Source organism: Nocardia sp. NPDC060249 (genome assembly GCF_042728755.1).
GTDB lineage: Bacteria > Actinomycetota > Actinomycetes > Mycobacteriales > Mycobacteriaceae > Nocardia.
On record NZ_JBHXAQ010000012.1, the window covers coordinates 74,851 to 92,151 of the forward strand.

Sequence of the window (17,301 nt, forward strand, 5' to 3'; positions counted from 1 at the left end):
AGGTGGTGCGCCCGTGTCGACTCCAGGCGAATATCGCGCAGGCTCTGCCTACCTGACACTGAACCCCAAGCTGGCTAACCAGTTCCGGGCCATGGTGAAAACGCTGGTCAAACCGATCAACGAATCACTCACGGTCACACTGAAACCCAAGCTCGCGGCCGGGTTCCGCGCCGAAGTCAAAGACCTCGCGAAGTCCGCAGCCGAGGGGGCGGGCGCGAAGATCGAATTCGGGCACAAGCTCGCCCCGAAGTTCCGCACCACCCTCAAGGCCGCAGCGAAGCTCGAAGGCGAGAAAGCCGGCGCGAACATCTACTTCACGCCGGAGCTGAAAGCCGGATTCAAGACTCTGCTCCGCGGCAAGGTCAATGCCGCGGCGGCAGGCGTCGAAGCCACGGTCACGTTGAAACTGTCCGAAGCCGGTCTACGACAGAAGATCCGCGGCCTCAAGGCCACCCTGCCCGCAGCCCAGTTGACGGTGAAGCTCGATCTCACCGAAGCGGTCCAGCAGCTTGCGGAATTCCGTACAGCTGTCAGCGCGCAGCCGCTATCGATGAATGTCAATGTCGACACGTCGGCGGCTGTCGCCCAACTGATGGCGCTGCGCACCCTGGCTTCCGATGTCGGGGATCGGGTCAACTCGATCAGCGGCGCCAGCATCGGCCGCTCCGCACGGCGTCTGACCGGCAATATCATCACCCGCCCTATTCGGGCGATCCGGCTACAGGTTGAACTCGACCGCGACTCGGTGTCCCGCGCCGAAGCCGAACTTGCGAACGTCATCGCCCGCCTGCAAGTCGCGCGCCGCCAACAAGGCGACACCCTCGACAACCTGACCCTTGCCCAGCACCGCCACGACGAAGTCATGGCAAACGGCAACTCCACCCTGTCACAACGCACCGCAGCAACCACGCGCCTCACCCGCGCGCAACGCGACCACGCCGACGCGACCGGCCGCCTGTCCAGCCTCATGGGCCAGGAAGCCGACGCGAACGACCGCCTCGACCGCTCCCGAAGCCGCCAGGGCTCGCTGATGAGCAGCCTCTCAGCAGCATGGTCCGGGTTCCGGTCCGCGGCGACAGACGCGATCACCTCAGCCGCCAAGAACCTCTTCTCCTTCTCTAACCTGGCCGGGCTCGCCAAGGTCGCCCTGATCGGCCTCGCTGCCGTGTCGCTGGTGCCCCTGATCGGGCAACTCGCACAGGCCGCCGGCGTCATCGCGCTGCTCCCCGCAGCTGTGACCGGGCTCGGCGCTGTCCTTGCCACGATCGTCACAGGATTCTCCGGCATCGGGGACGCGTTCGCCGCGGCGAAGAAGGTCTCCGATGGTGCAGCGAAGCAAGCTGAGTCGCAGGCGAAAGCTGTTGCCTCCGCACAGAAGTCGGCCGAATCGGCCGCCCGTGGTGTGGCGTCCGCGCAACGCGGTGTGGTGTCGGCAGAGAAGGGTGTCCGTTCGGCTCAGAAGGAGTCGTTGGCTGCGCAGAAGGCGCTGACCACGGCCCGTAAGGACGCCCGCAAAGAGCTCGAAGACCTCAACCGCGAACTCAAGCGCACCAAGCTCGACGAGCAGGGTGCCGCGCTGTCGGTCGCCGAGGCGCAGGAAGACCTGAACGAGGTATTCCGCGATACGTCCTCGACCGCGACCGAGCGGGCCCGCGCCCAGTACAACCTCGACAAGGCACTGCAGGACCAGGAGGACACGCTCCGTAGCTCTCGTGAGCTGGCCGAGAAGACCAACGAGGCCAACGAAAAGGGTGTCGAAGGCAGCGACGCTGTTGTCGCGGCGAAGGACCGGGTTGCTTCGGCGGCTGAGGCCGAAGCCGACGCGCAGCAGTCTCTTGTTGATGCCCACCAGTCGCTGGCTGATGCCCAAGAGCAGCTGGTCGAGGCGCAGCAAGCGGTCACGAAGGCAATGAACGACTCCGGTGACGCGGCTGAGGAATTCGAGCGCAAGCTCGCGAAGCTCTCACCCGCCGCGCAGGACTTCGTCAAGAAGTGGCTCGCAGTCAAACCGCAGCTCAGCGGCCTCGCCGACGGGGTGCAGGAGAACCTGTTCGACAAGATGGGTGACTCGGTTTCGAGCCTGGTCACCAAGTGGATCCCGACCTTGAAAGACGGGCTCGGCGGCATCGCCACCGAGATCAACGGCGGTCTGCGCCGTGCGTTCGCTGACTTCGAATCTGAAGCGACCCGCAGCAAACTCGATCACATCTTCGGCAAGGTCGCCGATTCCATCGGCCCGGTCATCGACGGCCTCAACGACATGGTCCAGGGCTTCCTGTCCCTGGCGCAGGTCGGATCCGACTTCATGCCCTCGGGCGCGCAGAGCTTCGCCGACCTGATGGCCCGGTTCCGCGAATGGGCCGAATCGCCTGAGGGGCAAACGAAGTTCAAGGAATTCCTTGACAAGTCCCTCGATGCTTTCGGCCGCATCAAGGACCTCGTGAAAGAGATCGGTCGCCTGCTCGGCGCCGTCTTCTCCGGCTCGGAAGAGACCGGCGAAACGATGCTCGACGACATCATCGCGAAGCTCAAAGAGTGGGCTGACTGGGCGAAATCCCCAGAAGGTCAGCAGGCGATCAAGGACTTCTTCAAGGACGTCAAGGACACCGCTGATGCCGTAGTCCACGCGATCGAGAAGATCATCTCGCTGATGAACGACGTCAAGTCGTCCGCACCCGCGAAAGTGCTCGGCAGCATCTTCAACGACAAGAAGGCCGCCACCGACGCCGACGGAAACCCAATTCTGGACGCTGACGGCAAACCTGTCGAGGTCGACAAGACGACCCAGGAACGAGTCGGTGATTACCTCGGCGGTCTCGCCGGCGGCGTGAAGTACAACATCCCCGTTTCTCTTTCGCTCGACTTCATCAAAAGCGGGTGGGGGAAGGTCAAAGAGGAATGGGACGACATCGCTGATGATTTCGGACCTGCCCTGGACGATTTCAAGAGCGATATCGGTGGGCTTCGTGACAGCGTCGTCGGCTGGTTCGGCGACATCGGCACGGCCGCCCTGGACAACCTGCAGACCAGCGCCACCGGCGCTCTGTCCACCCTTGGCAACGCGGTACCAGGTCTGAAAGACAAGCTCGCCGAACTGTCGAAAGACGGGTCGCTGAGCTTCGCCGACATGGGCCGCGCGGCTCTGTCCAGCATCGCTGACATCACCGGTATCAACGGGTTCATCAAGCTCACCACGGACTCGACGTCCTTGACGGACTTCTTCGGTGACCTCATGACCGACATCGGCGCCAAGTGGGCCGAATTGCCCGGCAAACTGTCCGGCCCGATCAACACGCTGATCGACAACCTGAACAACCTCGGAGAGATCTGGAACAAGGTCGCCTCCAAACTCGGCCTCCCCACATGGGAGCCGATGAGCCACGTCGGAACCTCCAGCACCACAGACCCGTTCGCGGGACGCCCCACACGCCCCGAAGCCGGCGGTCACGTCGGCGGGCGCTGGATGGGTGGCCCCGGTGGCCCGGTGAAGGGCCCTGGCGGACCAACGGAAGACAAAGCCGGGTTGTACCGGCTGTCCAACGGCGAGCACGTCTGGACCGCAGCAGAAGTCGCCGCCGCTGGTGGCCACGAAGCCATGTACAACATGCGCGCCGCGGCACTCGACGGCGGTGGCACCCAGTCCAAGCCGGAACGCGACGGCGCACCCGGCTACGCCGACGGCGGTGTCGTCTCTACGAGCGACCCACTCGACCCGGTCCAGGCCCAACTGTGGGACCTGGTGCGGTCCGCGATCCCTGATGCGGTTCTGACTTCGGGCAAGCGCTTCGCCGACGTCGGCAGTGGTTTCGACTACCACATGCAGGGCAAAGCGATCGACCTCGCCGGACCCATGGACAAGATCGCCCGCTGGATCTACGAAACCTACCCGCAGTCGAGCGAGCTCATCCACTGGCCACTCGCCGGCTGGCAGAACCTCAAGAACGGTGCGCCACTCGACTACGGCGCCAGCACAAACGCCGACCACATGGACCACGTCCACTGGGCGAATGCTGACTTCCTCGGCAACCTGTCCGATGAGGAGAAGGCGTCGATCTTCAGCCGTATCGGGTCCGCGCTATCCGGCGCGGTCAACAGCGGCAAGAACGCCCTCGCGAACACGTTGCTGCTGAACCCTTTGCGTGCCGCGGCGAACAACGTCCCGGAACTGTCCGGGTTCGGCGACGCCGGCAAAATCCCGAAAGCGTTCGCGAAGAAGCTCGTCGAATCACTGGCTAGCCGGGTCCTCGGCTCCGGTTCATCCGGTGGCGGGGGAGCGGCCTGGGAACCGTCTGCTGGTGCTGAGCAGTGGCGTCAGATGATCATCGACGCCTACAAGAAGCAAGGCTACGAGCCGACCCCGGAGAAGGTCGACGCGTGGGTTCGGCAGATCGACACCGAGTCCGGTGGCGATCCGAACGTCGCGCAGCAGATCGTCGATGTCAACGGCACCGGCGAATCAGCGGGTGTCGGTCTCGGCCAGATGATCCCGACCACCTGGCAGTCCTACAGGGACCCGTCACTGCCCGACAACAGGCGTGATCCATGGGCCATGACGAACGCGATGGTCCGTTACGGCGAACAGAAGTACGGCGCCCGGCTCCTCGACGTCATCGGCCAAGGCCACGGGTACGACCAGGGCGGCATCTTCCCCAGCGGGACCTTCGGGTGGAACGCGTCGGGTCTCCCCGAAGCGGTCCTGACGAACCCGCAGTGGAAGATGTTCCAGCAGTTCGTCGGCGGGATGACCAACCAGGCCCCGCAAACCCTTGAGGCCCCTGGTGTGTCCACGGACATCGTTCCGGGCACCGACGGCACCGGAACCGGGACTGATTTCACCAGCCCGAGCACGTCCGGATCCAGTTCCAGCAGTACGTCCCTCGATACGTGGGAAACGCTGGGCACGAAGGCACAGGAGCGGTTCGGCGGCGCGCTCTCCAGTTTCGTGGACGGGCAGATCGAGGACGGCCTGTCCGTCGTCGGCGCACCCGACCCGCGAGACATCCCGCTCTACAGCGCGGCAAAGGACTACTACGACACCTACTCCAGCTGGGCGAACTCGAAAGCCGCCGGTACGGACTCGACTTCGACGCTGGCCTCGTCCGGCTACTACCAGGCCGGGCAGTCCGCCGCGGGTGCCGCGAACACGGTCACCAACACCGACACCGGTGGCAATTCGATGAGCTCAGTCACCAACGACAACACCACCAACATCTACATCCAGACCGCCGACACGGCTGAGGCATTCCGCAAAGCGCAGCAGATCCAAGAGCTGCGTTCGCTGACGTCCTCGGCGAGAGGAAGCTGACGAACCTTGCAGAGCAATTCTGCCAAGGTCGAAGTGTTCGGTGTCGATGACTCGCATTTCATCATCAACGGTCCCGGCGTGTCGCCGAATCTCTTCATGGCATCTGATGTCAAAGGGATCTACGACGCGCCGGTGACCACGAAATACAAGTCGTCGGCTTACCAGCGTGGCTCGACCTATCAAGGCAAAAAGTACGAACAGCGCGACATCACCATGGGTGTCCACATCAAAGGCCAGGATCCTGCTGATTGGGAGGACCTGGATTCACGGTGGCGGGCGGCGTGGGATTACGAACCTGATCCGTTCAATCCGGCGTCGAAGCTGGCGAAGATGTCGATCACCACGCCTCGATCGGGGACTCGGTCGCTGTATTTGGCGTTGACTGACAGCCCGGTGACAGAGTCGAAGTATGACCCGCATTTGACGCGGACGTCGTTGCTGCCGATGACATTGGTTGCCGAGCAGCCGTTTTGGTTCGAAGACCGGTACGAAGACGAATGCTCGGACTACTTCCAAACCGGTTCGACTGGCACGTCCGAGGGGTTCGTCACTATTTCGAACCCGACCGACGTTCCGATGTATTTGAAATGGGTCGTCACGCGCGGAAAGTGGACGCTGCCGGACCGGCAACTCCTCGGCCCGAAGTACGCGCGGATCCCATCGGGGGAGTGGGCCAACCGCAAAATCATCCTGCCGGATTTGACCGCGCTCCAAGGCGGCGCACGCGTCGACGTCGACCCAATGAAGTTGATGATCCGCGACTTCAACGACACCAACATCATCGGCGCGATGAACGGAATCTTCTTCATGCACAAAGTGCCCCCTTTCACTCAAGCGCAAGAGGTGCCGGTGAAGGTCGAGAACGCTCCCGTCGGCGGTGCCCGCGTTGAAGTTTTCTGTCCACGCCGATGGACTCGTCCGTGGGGGTTGCAGTAGTCAATGACAGATATCACCACTCTCACATTGGAACAGCAATGTGAGGCGATTTGGGATGCCACAAAGGCCCGTGAAAAGGCTGACGAGCAGTCTCGTCGCGAACCGCCTCTAGTCCGCATTTGGAACGGTGACTGGGACCTTCAAGGAATCCTCGCCACCGAATACTCCGCCGAATTCACCTGGATCGACAACGACGCCGGAACCGGCATGACAGAGATCCCTCTGTCAGACCCGATCGCACGATGGATCTGGGGCGTCAAAGACCGGATTGAAAACGGTGAGAAGCGCAACGTGCACATCACCGTCGACAAAGACGGGGCACGCTGGTCGGGTCGTCTCCACGACCACACCGTAGAAAAAAGAGAAGACGGCACCCGGGTATTGGTCGTGCGCTGGATGCACGACATGGAAAACCTCAAGTACTACCAAATCTGGAGCAACCCGTTCCTTCCCGCCGCCGTGCAATTCCCGCGCACGTTCCTGCTGGCAGGGCCCAGTATCTGGTGCCTAAAGACAGCTCTGTTCCTGAACGTGATGAGGGAACAGGAATCGGTCTGGCACCTTCCCGACGACCCCATGTCACAAACGTCTTCCGGTCCCGGAATGTCGAACTGGTCAGTGGTTGTCAAACCGACCACATTCCTCGACGACATGAACGCCGGAACCCTCTGGTCAGTGCCTTCGTCGCGATGGAAGTACTTCCACGACATGGCCGACTCGATCCTCGAAGACTCCCAGCTTTCAATCGTCTGCCGACGGTTCATCGCCACCGATGATGAGCAGCCGATCGCCGGTGAAACACTCCGCAACGGGTGCCTCGTCATCGACATCGTCGACCAGTCCGGCTACTACAGCGACACCTCAAACGGCGGTGACCCGTTCCTCGGATTGAAACGCACCTTCGCCCAATTCGCCGAAGACTTCATCGACTCCGTACTCGAACCCGTTGCCGACCCGGTCGTACCGGACTCCTACAAGATCCCCGGCCAGAAACTCACCGACAAAACATGCCCGTACGTGGTGTATTTCGAAGGCGAAGAGACCGGCGTCGAATCGTCCAAGTTCATTTACACTCCGGCGACCGCCATGCAAATCAACTGCGGCGGAAAATCAATGCCTGGAGTCAACGAACTCATCAGCGCCTCAATTCAGATGGCCGGCGATCTCGTGGCCATGATGGTCGGTGTGCCCCCCGTGGGCGGCGCAATTGACGCCCTCCTCGCCCCGCTGTACACCGACACCTTGCTCGCCTGGGTTTCGCTGCCGTCCAATGCGCGTGTAGCCAATTCCGGTTGGAGCAGGTACTGGGAATACTTCCAGACCGGCGCCGATCGCGGATACACCTTGGAATCTCTCGCAGCGCTCAGGACCGGTTTCCACGAAACCCGCAGCTGGTTCAGCCACGAAATTCTGATTCGCGACGCCGCGCCTTGGTACATCGGCGAGAACGGCAAAGGTCACTTCTTTATTGGTGACCGAATCGGCGCACAAGTTGTCGGCGATTTCACGAAACAGATCTACATCGACCGCGTCCGCGAACTCACCCTCGCATGGGACCGCGATTCTTTCGCTGAATGGCGACCCGTCATCGGCGAGAAAGAAAAGAACAAAGACCGCGGCCTCCGTGCTCTCGGATTCATCTCCGACATCTTCGCCGCGGTCAAAGACCTCGGCGTCACGAGCTGAACCAGGAGCCAGACCCAGTGACCGACGAAACAACCCTGCCCGAAGTCGACCAGACCCCGTGGCTGCCAGACGGCGAATTCCCCACCCGCGCGAACTGCAACCCCAACTGCCCCGACGAGGCATTCCTTTGGATGTACGCGGGCCTGCCAGGCATGCGCGGGGCACCGTTCCCGTTCCCGTTCGAATACCTGCGGAAGGTCTCACGCCGGCAGTGGGACTGCGGTTCCCGTCCCGCCGACTCGGTGATCCCTGGCGAAGTGATCATCAAGTACCAGCGGCCGAAGGTCGGCGACCCGCACTGGCTCACCAACCCCGGCGTCTGGGTCGACGAAAGCGACCCAGACCGCGAGCAGTTCGACGTCAAAGAGTTCGTCAAGAGCCTCCCGCAGGACGCGCGGCGCCAACTCGCGGAAGCGCTCGGATTCGATCCCGCCGCGGCGGTGCCTGATCACCAACTGGCCGAGGCGTACGAACCGCAGCTGCCCCGCTACGGCAAGCCGTCCAGCGACGGCGCCTCCGTCACAAACGAGCCGTTGCCGTTCGACCCGATCCACCGCACCGTCACCGAGGTCCTCGCCTACCTCCGCGATGCCGACCCAGACGAGCAAGACCGCGTCGTCGCGATCGAGCGCCACATGGGCCAGGCCCGCACCGGAATCACCAAGCGATACAAGGAGGTCGGTCTGTGACCCGCCCTGATTTCACCGAGCTCGACCGGTTCGGCAACTCCCGCTCCAACCGGTGGGGCGCGCGCATCACCAACTTCCTGCTCCACACCCAGGAAGGCAACGGCACCGCCGAATCCCTTGCCGGCTACCTGAACAACTCGAACAACGGTGTCTCCTACCACTACACCGTGCGCGACGGCATCATATGCAACGTCGTCGACACCGACTACGCATCGTGGTCCGTCCTCGACGCCAATTCCCGCACGATCAACCTCTGCTTCGCCGGCTCCCGCTCTGCCTGGTCGCGACAGCAATGGCTCGCCATCGACCGCGACCTGCGCATCGCTGCCTACCTGGCCGTAACCGACGCCCGCAAATACGGCTTCGCCACCACCGTCATCACACCGCCCTACCGCGTCGTTGACGGCATCTCCGACCACCGATGGGTCACAGACGCTCTCGGCATCGGTGACCACACCGACGTCGGCCCGAACTTCCCCTGGGACGTCTTCGCCTCCTACGTCAACGAATACGCGGGCGGTGCCGTCGCGGCACCTGTGCGTAACGCGATCGACGACAAGGCCGCGGTCTCGCCGTGGCTGGGCAAGCGGCTCACCGCGGGGGAGAACACCTGCCCTGACAAGGTCGGCCGCTGGGCGCAGTTCGAGCGTGGCTACATCTACTGGTCGCCAGCCTCCGGCGCGCACCCGATCCCGGACACCCTGTGGGACAAGTTCGCTGGCCTCGGATGGGAAGCGGGCCCCCTCGGCTACCCGACCACCGACCACACCGTGCTCAAGGGCCCCGACGGGCAGAACTGGGGCGACGTCCAAGGCTTCCAGGGCGGCGCGATCTACCGCCGCTACTCCCAGCCCGCGTTCTGGGTCCACGGCGCGATCCGCGACCACTGGAACCGCTCCGGCTTCGAGGCTGGCCCCTACGGCTGGCCTGTCAGCGACGAGCAGCCGTTCGACGGCGCCGCGTTCCAGGACTTCGAAAAGGGCCGGATCCATTGGACTCCGAAGCCCACGCTCGGCGTGCTCGCCGCGGGCCCACTCGACACACCTCTCGCTGACGCCGCCTAACCGTGCGGTGCCCCATCTCGACTACCTAACGAGGTATCCCATGTCCTTCGACACTCTCCGCGACCTCTCCGCCGAGGCCCGCGGGCGCCTGTACGCGCTCCTCGCGCCCGTGCAGGTCCTGCTCGTCACCTTGGGCCTGCTCAACGACTCCAACGCAGCCCTGTGGGGCTCCGTCGCCGCGGCCGTCCTCGGCTTCGGTGTCGCCGGCGCCAACTCCACCGCGACCTGGCGCACCTGGCTGTACGGCATCCTCGGTGTCGCCCAGCCGGTCCTGATCACCTACGGCGTCGCTACTGATTCCCAAGTCTCCGCGATCGTGGCCGTTGTCGCGACCGCTCTCGGACTCGGTGTCGCCGCAGCCAAGACCCCAGCGCTGTAAACCATGTGGCCCGTCATCATCCCCGCGGTGACGGCGGTACTCGGCATTCTGCTCGGCTTCGTCGCACCGAAGTCACGCACGCTCGACTCGCAGCGCAAGGATTTCGAAGCTGTTCTCGCGCCAATCCTTGCCGAGCTGGGCAGCCTCCGCGATCGCGTGACCGTCCTCGAGGCCCAGCACCTCGAGGACACCAAGCAGCACTACCTCGACGTCCGCCGGATCGACATCCTCGTCGACTACGTCCGAGACCTCCTGGCCTTCATCCAGCTGCATGTCCCCGCACCGCCGCCACCGCCGATCCCGCCCGAAATCTCCAACGACATCTGAATAGCCGAAGGGGGGTGATGTCTGGTGACAGCCCCCAGCGAACCCACACCCGGAGGCGCGAATCAGCCGGGCGACTTCCGACCACTACAAACCGCAACCGCCGACGACGCCAAAGCCTCGATGAAGTCTGGCGTGCTCGGCGCGTTCGGGGACGCTCAGACCGAGCACAACGTCCAAGTCAAGTCACGCATCGACGGCGCATACGACGCCATCCAGATCGTCGACGGCCACGCAGACGAAGCCGTCAACGCTTCCGAAGCCGCGGCGAATGCGGCTGCTAACGCCGTCGACATCGCCGACAAGGCATACCTGAACTCCTCGTTCTGGATCATCGAGTGCGTTGTCGCTTCCGCCGCGGTGGTCCTCGGCGGCAACGAACTCCTCCTCGGCCCCGTGCTGAACGTGCCTGACGACCAAGACGCGTTCCTCACCGACGTTCACATCGCGCTGATCAGCCAACCCGCTGGCATGCAGGTCGAGTGCAAAAAGTGGAACGCCACCGGCACCGCTTCGTCGCTATACACCACCGCGACTATCGGCGCGAACGTCACCCGATACAACATCCCGCTGCTCGAAGTCCAGGTCCAAGACAAAGAGCGCTTCTTCTACACGGTCCCGACCATCACCGGATCCGTTGCACCGCAGGTCCTTCAGATCGCGGTCGCCGGCGTCTTCACCCCAAAGCCGTAAAGCGAGAATGAGCATGAAGCAATTTCACCTTATCGGCGCTACGCGAACTATCGAGAGTGCGCCGCAAATCCAGCCCTACCGTGAAGCGTTGTGGGCCGCCGCATTCGGCGTCGAGTCGCTCGATGGCTTGTTCGATATGACTCCGGATGATCAGGCGATAGAGGCTATCGACCGTGCGATCGCCCGCTTCAACAATGATCCCGATGCGTTGCGAGTTCACCTGTCGCCGGACGACCGACTCGGCCTTCGCGGTAACCGGTTGGCATTGGCCGGGATTCGCGCGTTCCTCGCCGACCACGGTGGCACGATCTCGGGAGCCTTCGAACCCGAATGAGCTTCCTGATCCGCCGCAATCTGCCTTTGGCGTGGGCGGGTTGGCGTGACTCTTTTCAGCGCCCTCCAGAGAACCCCTTGCAGCATCCGTGGAAACACCTCGGCGGCGGCGAATCCTACATCAACGATATCGAAGAGCTTGTCGTCACTGAGCAGGTCGTGAACTCAGACGGCCGCGGACCTAGCTTCGAATGGATGCCGTTCACCCCTAACTGGGGTTTCGAAATGGAGTTTTGGTACCCGGTTGAGGGTTTGGATACTCAGAACTTCCTGGTCGCCTTCACCAATACGTGGGTGAATGTCGAGTCCACCTATCTGCATGCGCCGATGGTGGTGTTTCGGCATAATCCGGTGGCTGGTGGCCAGACGGTTTGGTACACCGAGGCTGACAGTATGTTCTCGGAATTCGTTTCGCGTTCAAAACAGTGGTCCACACCAACTGGATTCACCGGTCAGACGCTGACGCTGCGCGTGTGGGTTGAAAACGATGAGTATATGAGGATTTGGCTGAACGGCTATTACGTCGGGTCCTCGATGGTTTCCCCCGACTACGCCCTCGGGCCAGGCCGCCGCTGCATCCGCTTGATCAACCGCTCCTACTGCAACGTTTGGATTAGATGGGTCCACTCCTTCGACCGCCCCGGCACAGTCCCGCCGAAGACGGTGTGGTCGTCGATCTTCTACGACGACTTCGACAGAGATGACGGAACGGTCGGCAACGGGTGGACCCAACTCGGGACCGACGCAGGACTTGTCTCCGGGAAATGGGCGCACACAGGCACCGCAACCAACAGCGTCGGCTTGATCCGCGACGTCACCAACCTGAACGGCCAGGTACGTGTCGAGGCCGTCGTTTCCAACGTCACCGACCTCATGGACGGCTCACTGATCGCCTGCTGCAACTCCGCAGGCACACAAGCGCTGGTCGCGAACTTCCGGTCGAACCACGTGTATCTCGGCCGAATGAGCAGCTCCGTCAACGGAACCCCTAGCTTCACCGATTTTCAAGACGGAGCCGTCACTATCGCCAACGGCGACACCATCGCACTGTACGTGTACGCCGAAATCATGTGGTTCGAGGTCAACGGCGTCCCGAAACTCTACGCAGGCAACGTCCATAACGTTGTCCCCGCCACCAACCAGTACGCGGGTTTGCGTGTGCGCCGCGACGGCAGTGATTCCGCCGCATTCAACGACATTCGGATCTATTCCGGCGTCGGAATCTGATTCCCACTTTTGGAGGGCGCCGAATGCTCGGCAACGAACCCCAAATCGAAACCCTACTGCTGGTTACCGGGCAAGACTTCCATCACCAAATCGACGTCCCCTCCGGCAGTTTCATCCCCGCGGGCACGACCTGCGAAATCGTCATCTACGACCCAGCCAACACGGTTCTCGCGACCTGGAACGCCACTGTCACCACCTATTGGGTGACCTGGCTGATCCATTCCGAAGTGTCCGACACCATCACCATCCCAGCGACTTTCCGAATCTACGTCCACTACTCGGACGGTAAGGACTTCTGCTGGTACCGGGGCCAAGTGGCCCGACAGGACTGATACACAATGGCAATTGCTGTAGCCGCCACACGCCAAGTGTTGGCCGACGCCTACAAAACCCTTTCCGGCGCCTCCACCGTGTGGGTGTCCCTGCACACCGGCGACCCCGGCACCACGGGCACCTCCGAAGCCTCCGGTGGTTCCTACGCTCGCGTCCAGGGCACCTGGTCCTCGGGTTCCGGTGGCGCGCTGACGATGGCCGAGCTCACGTTCAACGCCCCGTCTGGCAGCTTCTCGTACGCGGGCCTGTGGTCTGCGAGCACGTCGGGCACCTTCTACGACAAGTGCGCGCTCGCCCCGTCGATCACCCTCGGTAGCGCGGGCACCATCAAGGTCACCCCCTCCTTCTCGGTGAGCTGATGTCGGCCCCGCTACCCACCGGATCACGATGGGTCGCGGCCACCCCCGGCACCAGCACCACCATCGGGGCACTCCCGACGGGGACCAGGGCGCGACTGCCGTCCGGGATGTACGTGCCGCCACCCATCGCCACATCCACCGCCGTTGGCACACTTGCTGCGTCTGCGGTTCCGTCGACAACAGCGGCGTTCGCGACGGCTGGGGCGCTCGGAGCTGGAAGCGCACCAACGTTGACCGCGGTCTTCACCGCCGAGGGTGTGTTCGTCTTTCCTACCGACCGTTTGGGTGCCGTCAGCTCCACTACCGGCACTCTGGGCGCAACCGCGGTGCCGTCGACCCTTGCTCAGTTCACCGCTATAGCTGCACTGTCCGGTGTCCAGGCTGCTGCACCGACGGCAGCGTTCACCGCTGTCGGCGAGCTGCTGATCCCGACCAGCCAAGCCATCGGCCTGCTGGAAGGCGAAGGCCAACTCGCGGCCACCGCGGTCCCGACCGCCCTCGCGCAGTTCACAGCAACAGCAGGGCTTTCCAGCACCACCTACGGGACCGCTGCTGCACCATTCACGGCTGCAGGTGCACTCGCTGCATCGGTGGTTGCATCGTCGACCGCACCGTTCTCCGGGGCGGGCACCGTAGCGGCTGCCGCAACAGCGTTCACCGAGTCCGGCATGAACAAGTCGGGCACCACCCAGGCGATCACCAACGCGATGGCCCAGATCACCGGGTTCACCGCCGACACCACCGGCTACCCCGGCTCGACCATCTCGGGCAGCGCCCTCGTCGTCAACGGCTCAGGCACCGGCAAAACGCTCACCGCACGCGTGCAGTGGGTGCCGGGCTCAGGCAACAACCACACCGTCTCGGCGCGGATCATGAAGAACGGCACACTCGTCGGCACCGCGGGAACACCCGTAACCACGTCGCCGTCGGTGGTGACTGTGACGACCGATGTGGCAAGTGGAGACCTGATCACCGTCCAGGTCCTCGACACCGGGCCTTGGGCAAACAGTTCGTTCAAGGCGAACGTATCCACCGGCACCGGCACATACGTGCGCAGCCTGAACTGAACGATTCAGTACAAAACAGCCCCCGACCTTTCGAGGTTGGGGGCTGCTTTGTCGTCTCCGGCACACGCCACGATAGATGGGTGCATCCTCAGCAAACACCCGCTAGTATTCGAACATGAGTTCGAATAAGCGAGTGGAGGTGTCACCGACCGTGAGGTGGGAGCGATTCGATGTCCACGACATCCACACTGGCGAACTCGCTCTCCTCGACGTCCTCGGCGTCACCATGCGACCCCCGACCGGGCGCGTCGTCTACCGGGTCGACTCCGGCTGGCGCTGGTGGAAAGAGGTTGGTCACCTCGTCGTCCCGACACCTGGTCGAGTCGAGGTGTGGCCTCACCCTGGCATCAGTGAAGACGAACTCGCCGCGTTACGCGGCGCGGGCGCCGAAGTGTTCCTCGCCCCACCGACACCTGGGTACTGGGTGCGCCGTGCCGACGCCTGGGAATGCGCGATCGACATCCCGCTGTGCTAGCCCTGTGGCGGCAGCGAGATCCGAACGAATGGGACGCCCCAGCCGGCGGATGCGGAGAACATGGTTGGCGTGATGCCGACCGGTACGGCGTACGCAATGTCGCTCGTGACCGACCTGCCGGGATTCAACTCGATCGACCTGCGACTGCCGTCAGCGCTATACCGCCGATCCTGCGCGTCGATGAGGTACGGATCCTCTGGGTCGAAACTGGCGGCTGACTTGCCGATGTTTGTCACCTTGACGGTAACCGAAACGAATTGTCCACCGGCGGTGTCGAACCCTGGCTCGCGTTGGCCGGTCGTCACACGGAGAATCTGAAATTCGAGGTCTCCGCTGTTGCCTGTTGGTGGGTTGGCGTAGGTCTCGGCGATCGTGTCGGATGTGCCATCCGATGACGACTTGTTCCCCGCGATTGCAACAACGGCGAGGATCCCACAGATCGCTAGGCCAGCAAAGATGATCGCGAGGGTGGTTACTGTTTGATTCCGCTTGGGGGGATTGGGCCGGCTTGGATGTGGCCTCGGCTGGTATCCGGGCGGGGGCGGGTACTGCTGTCCTTGGTGTGGCGTTGGCCCGGTCACGTCGCCCCCTGCTGGCGTTCGTTAGTCACGATGGAACGCACAGCTTACGGGGGCGAGCGGCGCTCAAGCTACCTTTCGGCGCGCGACTGCTGCCCTGTCTTCCTGGTCGACGGTAGACGGGTGGCTCTCGTTGAGTTGCCTTTCCCGAGGCATTGACTGTGTTACGACGTAGCGTACATACTACGGTGTAGCACGACAAACACCTACGGAAGGGGTATCAATGCCCAGGAACGCCGCATCAACACCTACAAAACCCACGGCTACCGTGTCGACTCTCTCGGCTGAACGCCTGTGGAGCATCGACGTTCTCGCCGACTACCTCGGGGTGCCGAAGGACACGATCTACGAGTGGCGCAAGTCCGGCCTCGGTCCGCGCGCGATCAAGGTCGGCAAGTCGCTGCGGTGGCGACCCAAGACCGTCGAGCTCTGGCTCGACTCGCACGAAGAGGCCGCCTGACATGAGCCACATCAAGGACCAGTGGTGGGGCGAGGAGCCCGATCCGGATAACCCGAAGAAGAAGATCCGGTTCAAGAAGCCCGACTTCGGCAAGGGCATGCGGTACAAGGTCGTGTGGATTCCTCCGGGGTCGAAGCGGGAGAAGTCGAAGAGCTTCCCGGACGGGAAGAAGAAGCTCGCCGAGGAGTTCCAGACCTACATCGACAACTCGATCCTGGACCGCAAGTACGTCGACCCGAAGGCGGGGCAGAAGCTGTTCCCTGAGGTGTCGAAAGCTTGGTTGCGTACAACCTCGTCTCTGGCGCGATCGCGGGCGGCGCAAGAGTCTGTCATCGGTAACTGCTTGGACGCGTTCTTCGAGGACTGCAGCATCGAGTCGGCTGCCCGTTTGGAAGCGGTTGTGGATTGGTCGGAATGGATGGGAGCGCGGACGTGGGGTGGGCGACCGCTGAGCCCGTCGTACCGGCTGCAGGCATTCAGTGCGTTGTCGAGTATTTTCGCGTTCGCGATGGCGGAACGGCTGATCTTGGAGAACCCGTGCAAGGCGAAGAACGCGCCACGTCCGAAGCTGCCGAAGACGCTCTACATACCGTGGGCGCGCGAACGCTTGAACGCGGTCGAGGCTGGGTTGGATGAACGGTTGCGTCTGGTTGTTCCGATGGGGGCAGCGTCCGGTATGCGGTTGGGGGAGATCTTGGGGTTCTCGCCGGACGATGTTGATCGGCGGGCGATGATGCTGTCGGTGGCGCGGCAGACCAAGCGGCTGACCGGTGGCACGGTGTTCGCGTTGCCGAAGGGGAGTAAGACGCGGCAGGTGCCGTTGTCGAAGTGGCAGTTGCGGCGCATCGACCAGCATGTGGAGCAGTTCCCGCCTGTTTCGGTGACGCTTCCGTGGGACACGCTGGACGGGGATGCGACGACGGTGCGGTTGTCGATTGTTCGTCCGGACGATGAGCCGTGGTATGCGAGCCGGTTCTTGGAGGGTCCGTGGGCGAAGGCGTTCGAGGCGGCGGGGTTGGAGCAGCGGCGGCAGTTGGACGGGGTGCATGCGTTGCGGCACGTGTACGCTAGCCAGCAGTTAGCCGGGAGCGTGTCAGTGAAGGAACTGGGCGATGCGTTGGGTCATGAGGACCCGTCGATTACGTTGAATACGTACACGCATCTGCTGCCGTCGTCGGCTCCGCGTTCGCGGTGGGCCACGGACATGTACTTCGATCCCGATAGCGCTGGTACGGCCCCGGCACGGCCTGAGTTCGAAATTGTTGACGATGGGTCGGCAGAGGTGGAGTAACCGCGTTTTGCGGTTGGGTGCTTTGAGCTGGGGTTTCCTCGGATTCGAGGGGTGTTGTCGGGTTGCCGATGAATGAGCTTGCATAGTCGTGCATAATCATCA

Annotated in this window: 17 protein-coding genes; 16 read left to right on the forward strand and 1 reads right to left on the reverse strand. The window is 63.0% G+C overall.

Features of this window, described 5'->3' with window-relative positions:
- Window positions 1–13 precede the first annotated feature (13 nt).
- From ACFWFP_RS29400 to ACFWFP_RS29465, 14 genes are all read left to right on the forward strand, one after another.
- Complete coding sequence (locus tag ACFWFP_RS29400; protein ID WP_379300386.1) at window positions 14–5,305, forward strand: hypothetical protein; 5,292 nt, start codon at window positions 14–16, stop codon at window positions 5,303–5,305.
- 6 nt (window positions 5,306–5,311) lie between these two features.
- Window positions 5,312–6,241, forward strand: a complete 930-nt coding sequence (locus ACFWFP_RS29405) for a hypothetical protein (protein ID WP_379300388.1) — start codon at window positions 5,312–5,314, stop codon at window positions 6,239–6,241.
- Window positions 6,242–6,244: 3 nt separating this feature from the next.
- Complete coding sequence (locus ACFWFP_RS29410) at window positions 6,245–7,927, forward strand: phage tail protein (protein WP_379300389.1); 1,683 nt, start codon at window positions 6,245–6,247, stop codon at window positions 7,925–7,927.
- A 17-nt stretch (window positions 7,928–7,944) separates the two neighbouring features.
- Window positions 7,945–8,616, forward strand: a complete 672-nt coding sequence (locus ACFWFP_RS29415) for a DUF2744 domain-containing protein (protein ID WP_379300391.1) — start codon at window positions 7,945–7,947, stop codon at window positions 8,614–8,616.
- Window positions 8,613–9,680 (forward strand): N-acetylmuramoyl-L-alanine amidase, encoded by a 1,068-nt coding sequence (locus tag ACFWFP_RS29420; protein WP_379300393.1) that lies wholly within the window; start codon window positions 8,613–8,615, stop codon window positions 9,678–9,680. The genes ACFWFP_RS29415 and ACFWFP_RS29420 overlap by 4 nt, the downstream gene beginning before the upstream one ends.
- Window positions 9,681–9,720: 40 nt before the next feature.
- Window positions 9,721–10,059: a hypothetical protein gene (locus ACFWFP_RS29425; RefSeq protein ID WP_379300395.1), complete on the forward strand. Its 339-nt coding sequence runs from the start codon at window positions 9,721–9,723 to the stop codon at window positions 10,057–10,059.
- A gap of 3 nt (window positions 10,060–10,062) precedes the next feature.
- Window positions 10,063–10,386, forward strand: coding sequence for a hypothetical protein (locus ACFWFP_RS29430; protein ID WP_379300397.1), 324 nt, complete (start codon window positions 10,063–10,065; stop codon window positions 10,384–10,386).
- 24 nt (window positions 10,387–10,410) lie between these two features.
- A complete protein-coding gene (locus tag ACFWFP_RS29435; RefSeq protein WP_379300398.1) occupies window positions 10,411–11,076 on the forward strand; it encodes a hypothetical protein in 666 nt (221 codons plus the stop codon).
- A 13-nt stretch (window positions 11,077–11,089) separates the two neighbouring features.
- Window positions 11,090–11,410 (forward strand): hypothetical protein, encoded by a 321-nt coding sequence (locus ACFWFP_RS29440; protein WP_379300400.1) that lies wholly within the window; start codon window positions 11,090–11,092, stop codon window positions 11,408–11,410.
- Window positions 11,407–12,636 carry a hypothetical protein gene (locus ACFWFP_RS29445; RefSeq protein ID WP_379300402.1) on the forward strand — a complete coding sequence of 410 codons (1,230 nt, stop codon included), beginning with the start codon at window positions 11,407–11,409 and terminating at the stop codon, window positions 12,634–12,636. The genes ACFWFP_RS29440 and ACFWFP_RS29445 overlap by 4 nt, the downstream gene beginning before the upstream one ends.
- Window positions 12,637–12,659: 23 nt before the next feature.
- Window positions 12,660–12,968, forward strand: coding sequence for a hypothetical protein (locus tag ACFWFP_RS29450; RefSeq protein WP_379300404.1), 309 nt, complete (start codon window positions 12,660–12,662; stop codon window positions 12,966–12,968).
- Between the two features lie 6 nt (window positions 12,969–12,974).
- A complete protein-coding gene (locus ACFWFP_RS29455; protein ID WP_379300406.1) occupies window positions 12,975–13,328 on the forward strand; it encodes a hypothetical protein in 354 nt (117 codons plus the stop codon).
- A gap of 230 nt (window positions 13,329–13,558) precedes the next feature.
- Window positions 13,559–14,395 (forward strand): hypothetical protein, encoded by an 837-nt coding sequence (locus ACFWFP_RS29460; protein ID WP_379300408.1) that lies wholly within the window; start codon window positions 13,559–13,561, stop codon window positions 14,393–14,395.
- 115 nt (window positions 14,396–14,510) lie between these two features.
- The gene (locus ACFWFP_RS29465) at window positions 14,511–14,870 is read left to right on the forward strand and encodes a hypothetical protein (protein WP_379300410.1); all 360 of its coding nucleotides are present in this window, start codon (window positions 14,511–14,513) and stop codon (window positions 14,868–14,870) included.
- Here the strand turns inward: ACFWFP_RS29465 and ACFWFP_RS29470 are convergent.
- Window positions 14,867–15,451: a DUF4352 domain-containing protein gene (locus ACFWFP_RS29470; RefSeq protein ID WP_379300412.1), complete on the reverse strand. Its 585-nt coding sequence runs from the start codon at window positions 15,449–15,451 to the stop codon at window positions 14,867–14,869. The genes ACFWFP_RS29465 and ACFWFP_RS29470 overlap by 4 nt on opposite strands.
- Before the next feature lie 265 nt (window positions 15,452–15,716).
- On the opposite strand from ACFWFP_RS29470, the gene ACFWFP_RS29475 reads away from it, so the two are divergent.
- Both ACFWFP_RS29475 and ACFWFP_RS29480 read left to right on the forward strand, forming a co-directional pair.
- Window positions 15,717–15,908 (forward strand): helix-turn-helix transcriptional regulator, encoded by a 192-nt coding sequence (locus ACFWFP_RS29475; RefSeq protein WP_379300414.1) that lies wholly within the window; start codon window positions 15,717–15,719, stop codon window positions 15,906–15,908.
- 1 nt (window position 15,909) lies between these two features.
- Window positions 15,910–17,199 (forward strand): tyrosine-type recombinase/integrase, encoded by a 1,290-nt coding sequence (locus tag ACFWFP_RS29480; RefSeq protein ID WP_379300416.1) that lies wholly within the window; start codon window positions 15,910–15,912, stop codon window positions 17,197–17,199.
- Window positions 17,200–17,301: the final 102 nt, after the last annotated feature.

Coding starts and splice junctions, on each gene's coding strand:
- ACFWFP_RS29410 (WP_379300389.1), top strand. CDS start 6,245: ATGACAGATATCACCACTCTCACATTGGAACAGCAATGTGAGGCGATT.
- ACFWFP_RS29425 (WP_379300395.1), top strand. CDS start 9,721: ATGTCCTTCGACACTCTCCGCGACCTCTCCGCCGAGGCCCGCGGGCGC.
- ACFWFP_RS29430 (WP_379300397.1), top strand. CDS start 10,063: ATGTGGCCCGTCATCATCCCCGCGGTGACGGCGGTACTCGGCATTCTG.
- ACFWFP_RS29440 (WP_379300400.1), top strand. CDS start 11,090: ATGAAGCAATTTCACCTTATCGGCGCTACGCGAACTATCGAGAGTGCG.
- ACFWFP_RS29445 (WP_379300402.1), top strand. CDS start 11,407: ATGAGCTTCCTGATCCGCCGCAATCTGCCTTTGGCGTGGGCGGGTTGG.
- ACFWFP_RS29450 (WP_379300404.1), top strand. CDS start 12,660: ATGCTCGGCAACGAACCCCAAATCGAAACCCTACTGCTGGTTACCGGG.
- ACFWFP_RS29455 (WP_379300406.1), top strand. CDS start 12,975: ATGGCAATTGCTGTAGCCGCCACACGCCAAGTGTTGGCCGACGCCTAC.
- ACFWFP_RS29465 (WP_379300410.1), top strand. CDS start 14,511: ATGAGTTCGAATAAGCGAGTGGAGGTGTCACCGACCGTGAGGTGGGAG.
- ACFWFP_RS29480 (WP_379300416.1), top strand. CDS start 15,910: ATGAGCCACATCAAGGACCAGTGGTGGGGCGAGGAGCCCGATCCGGAT.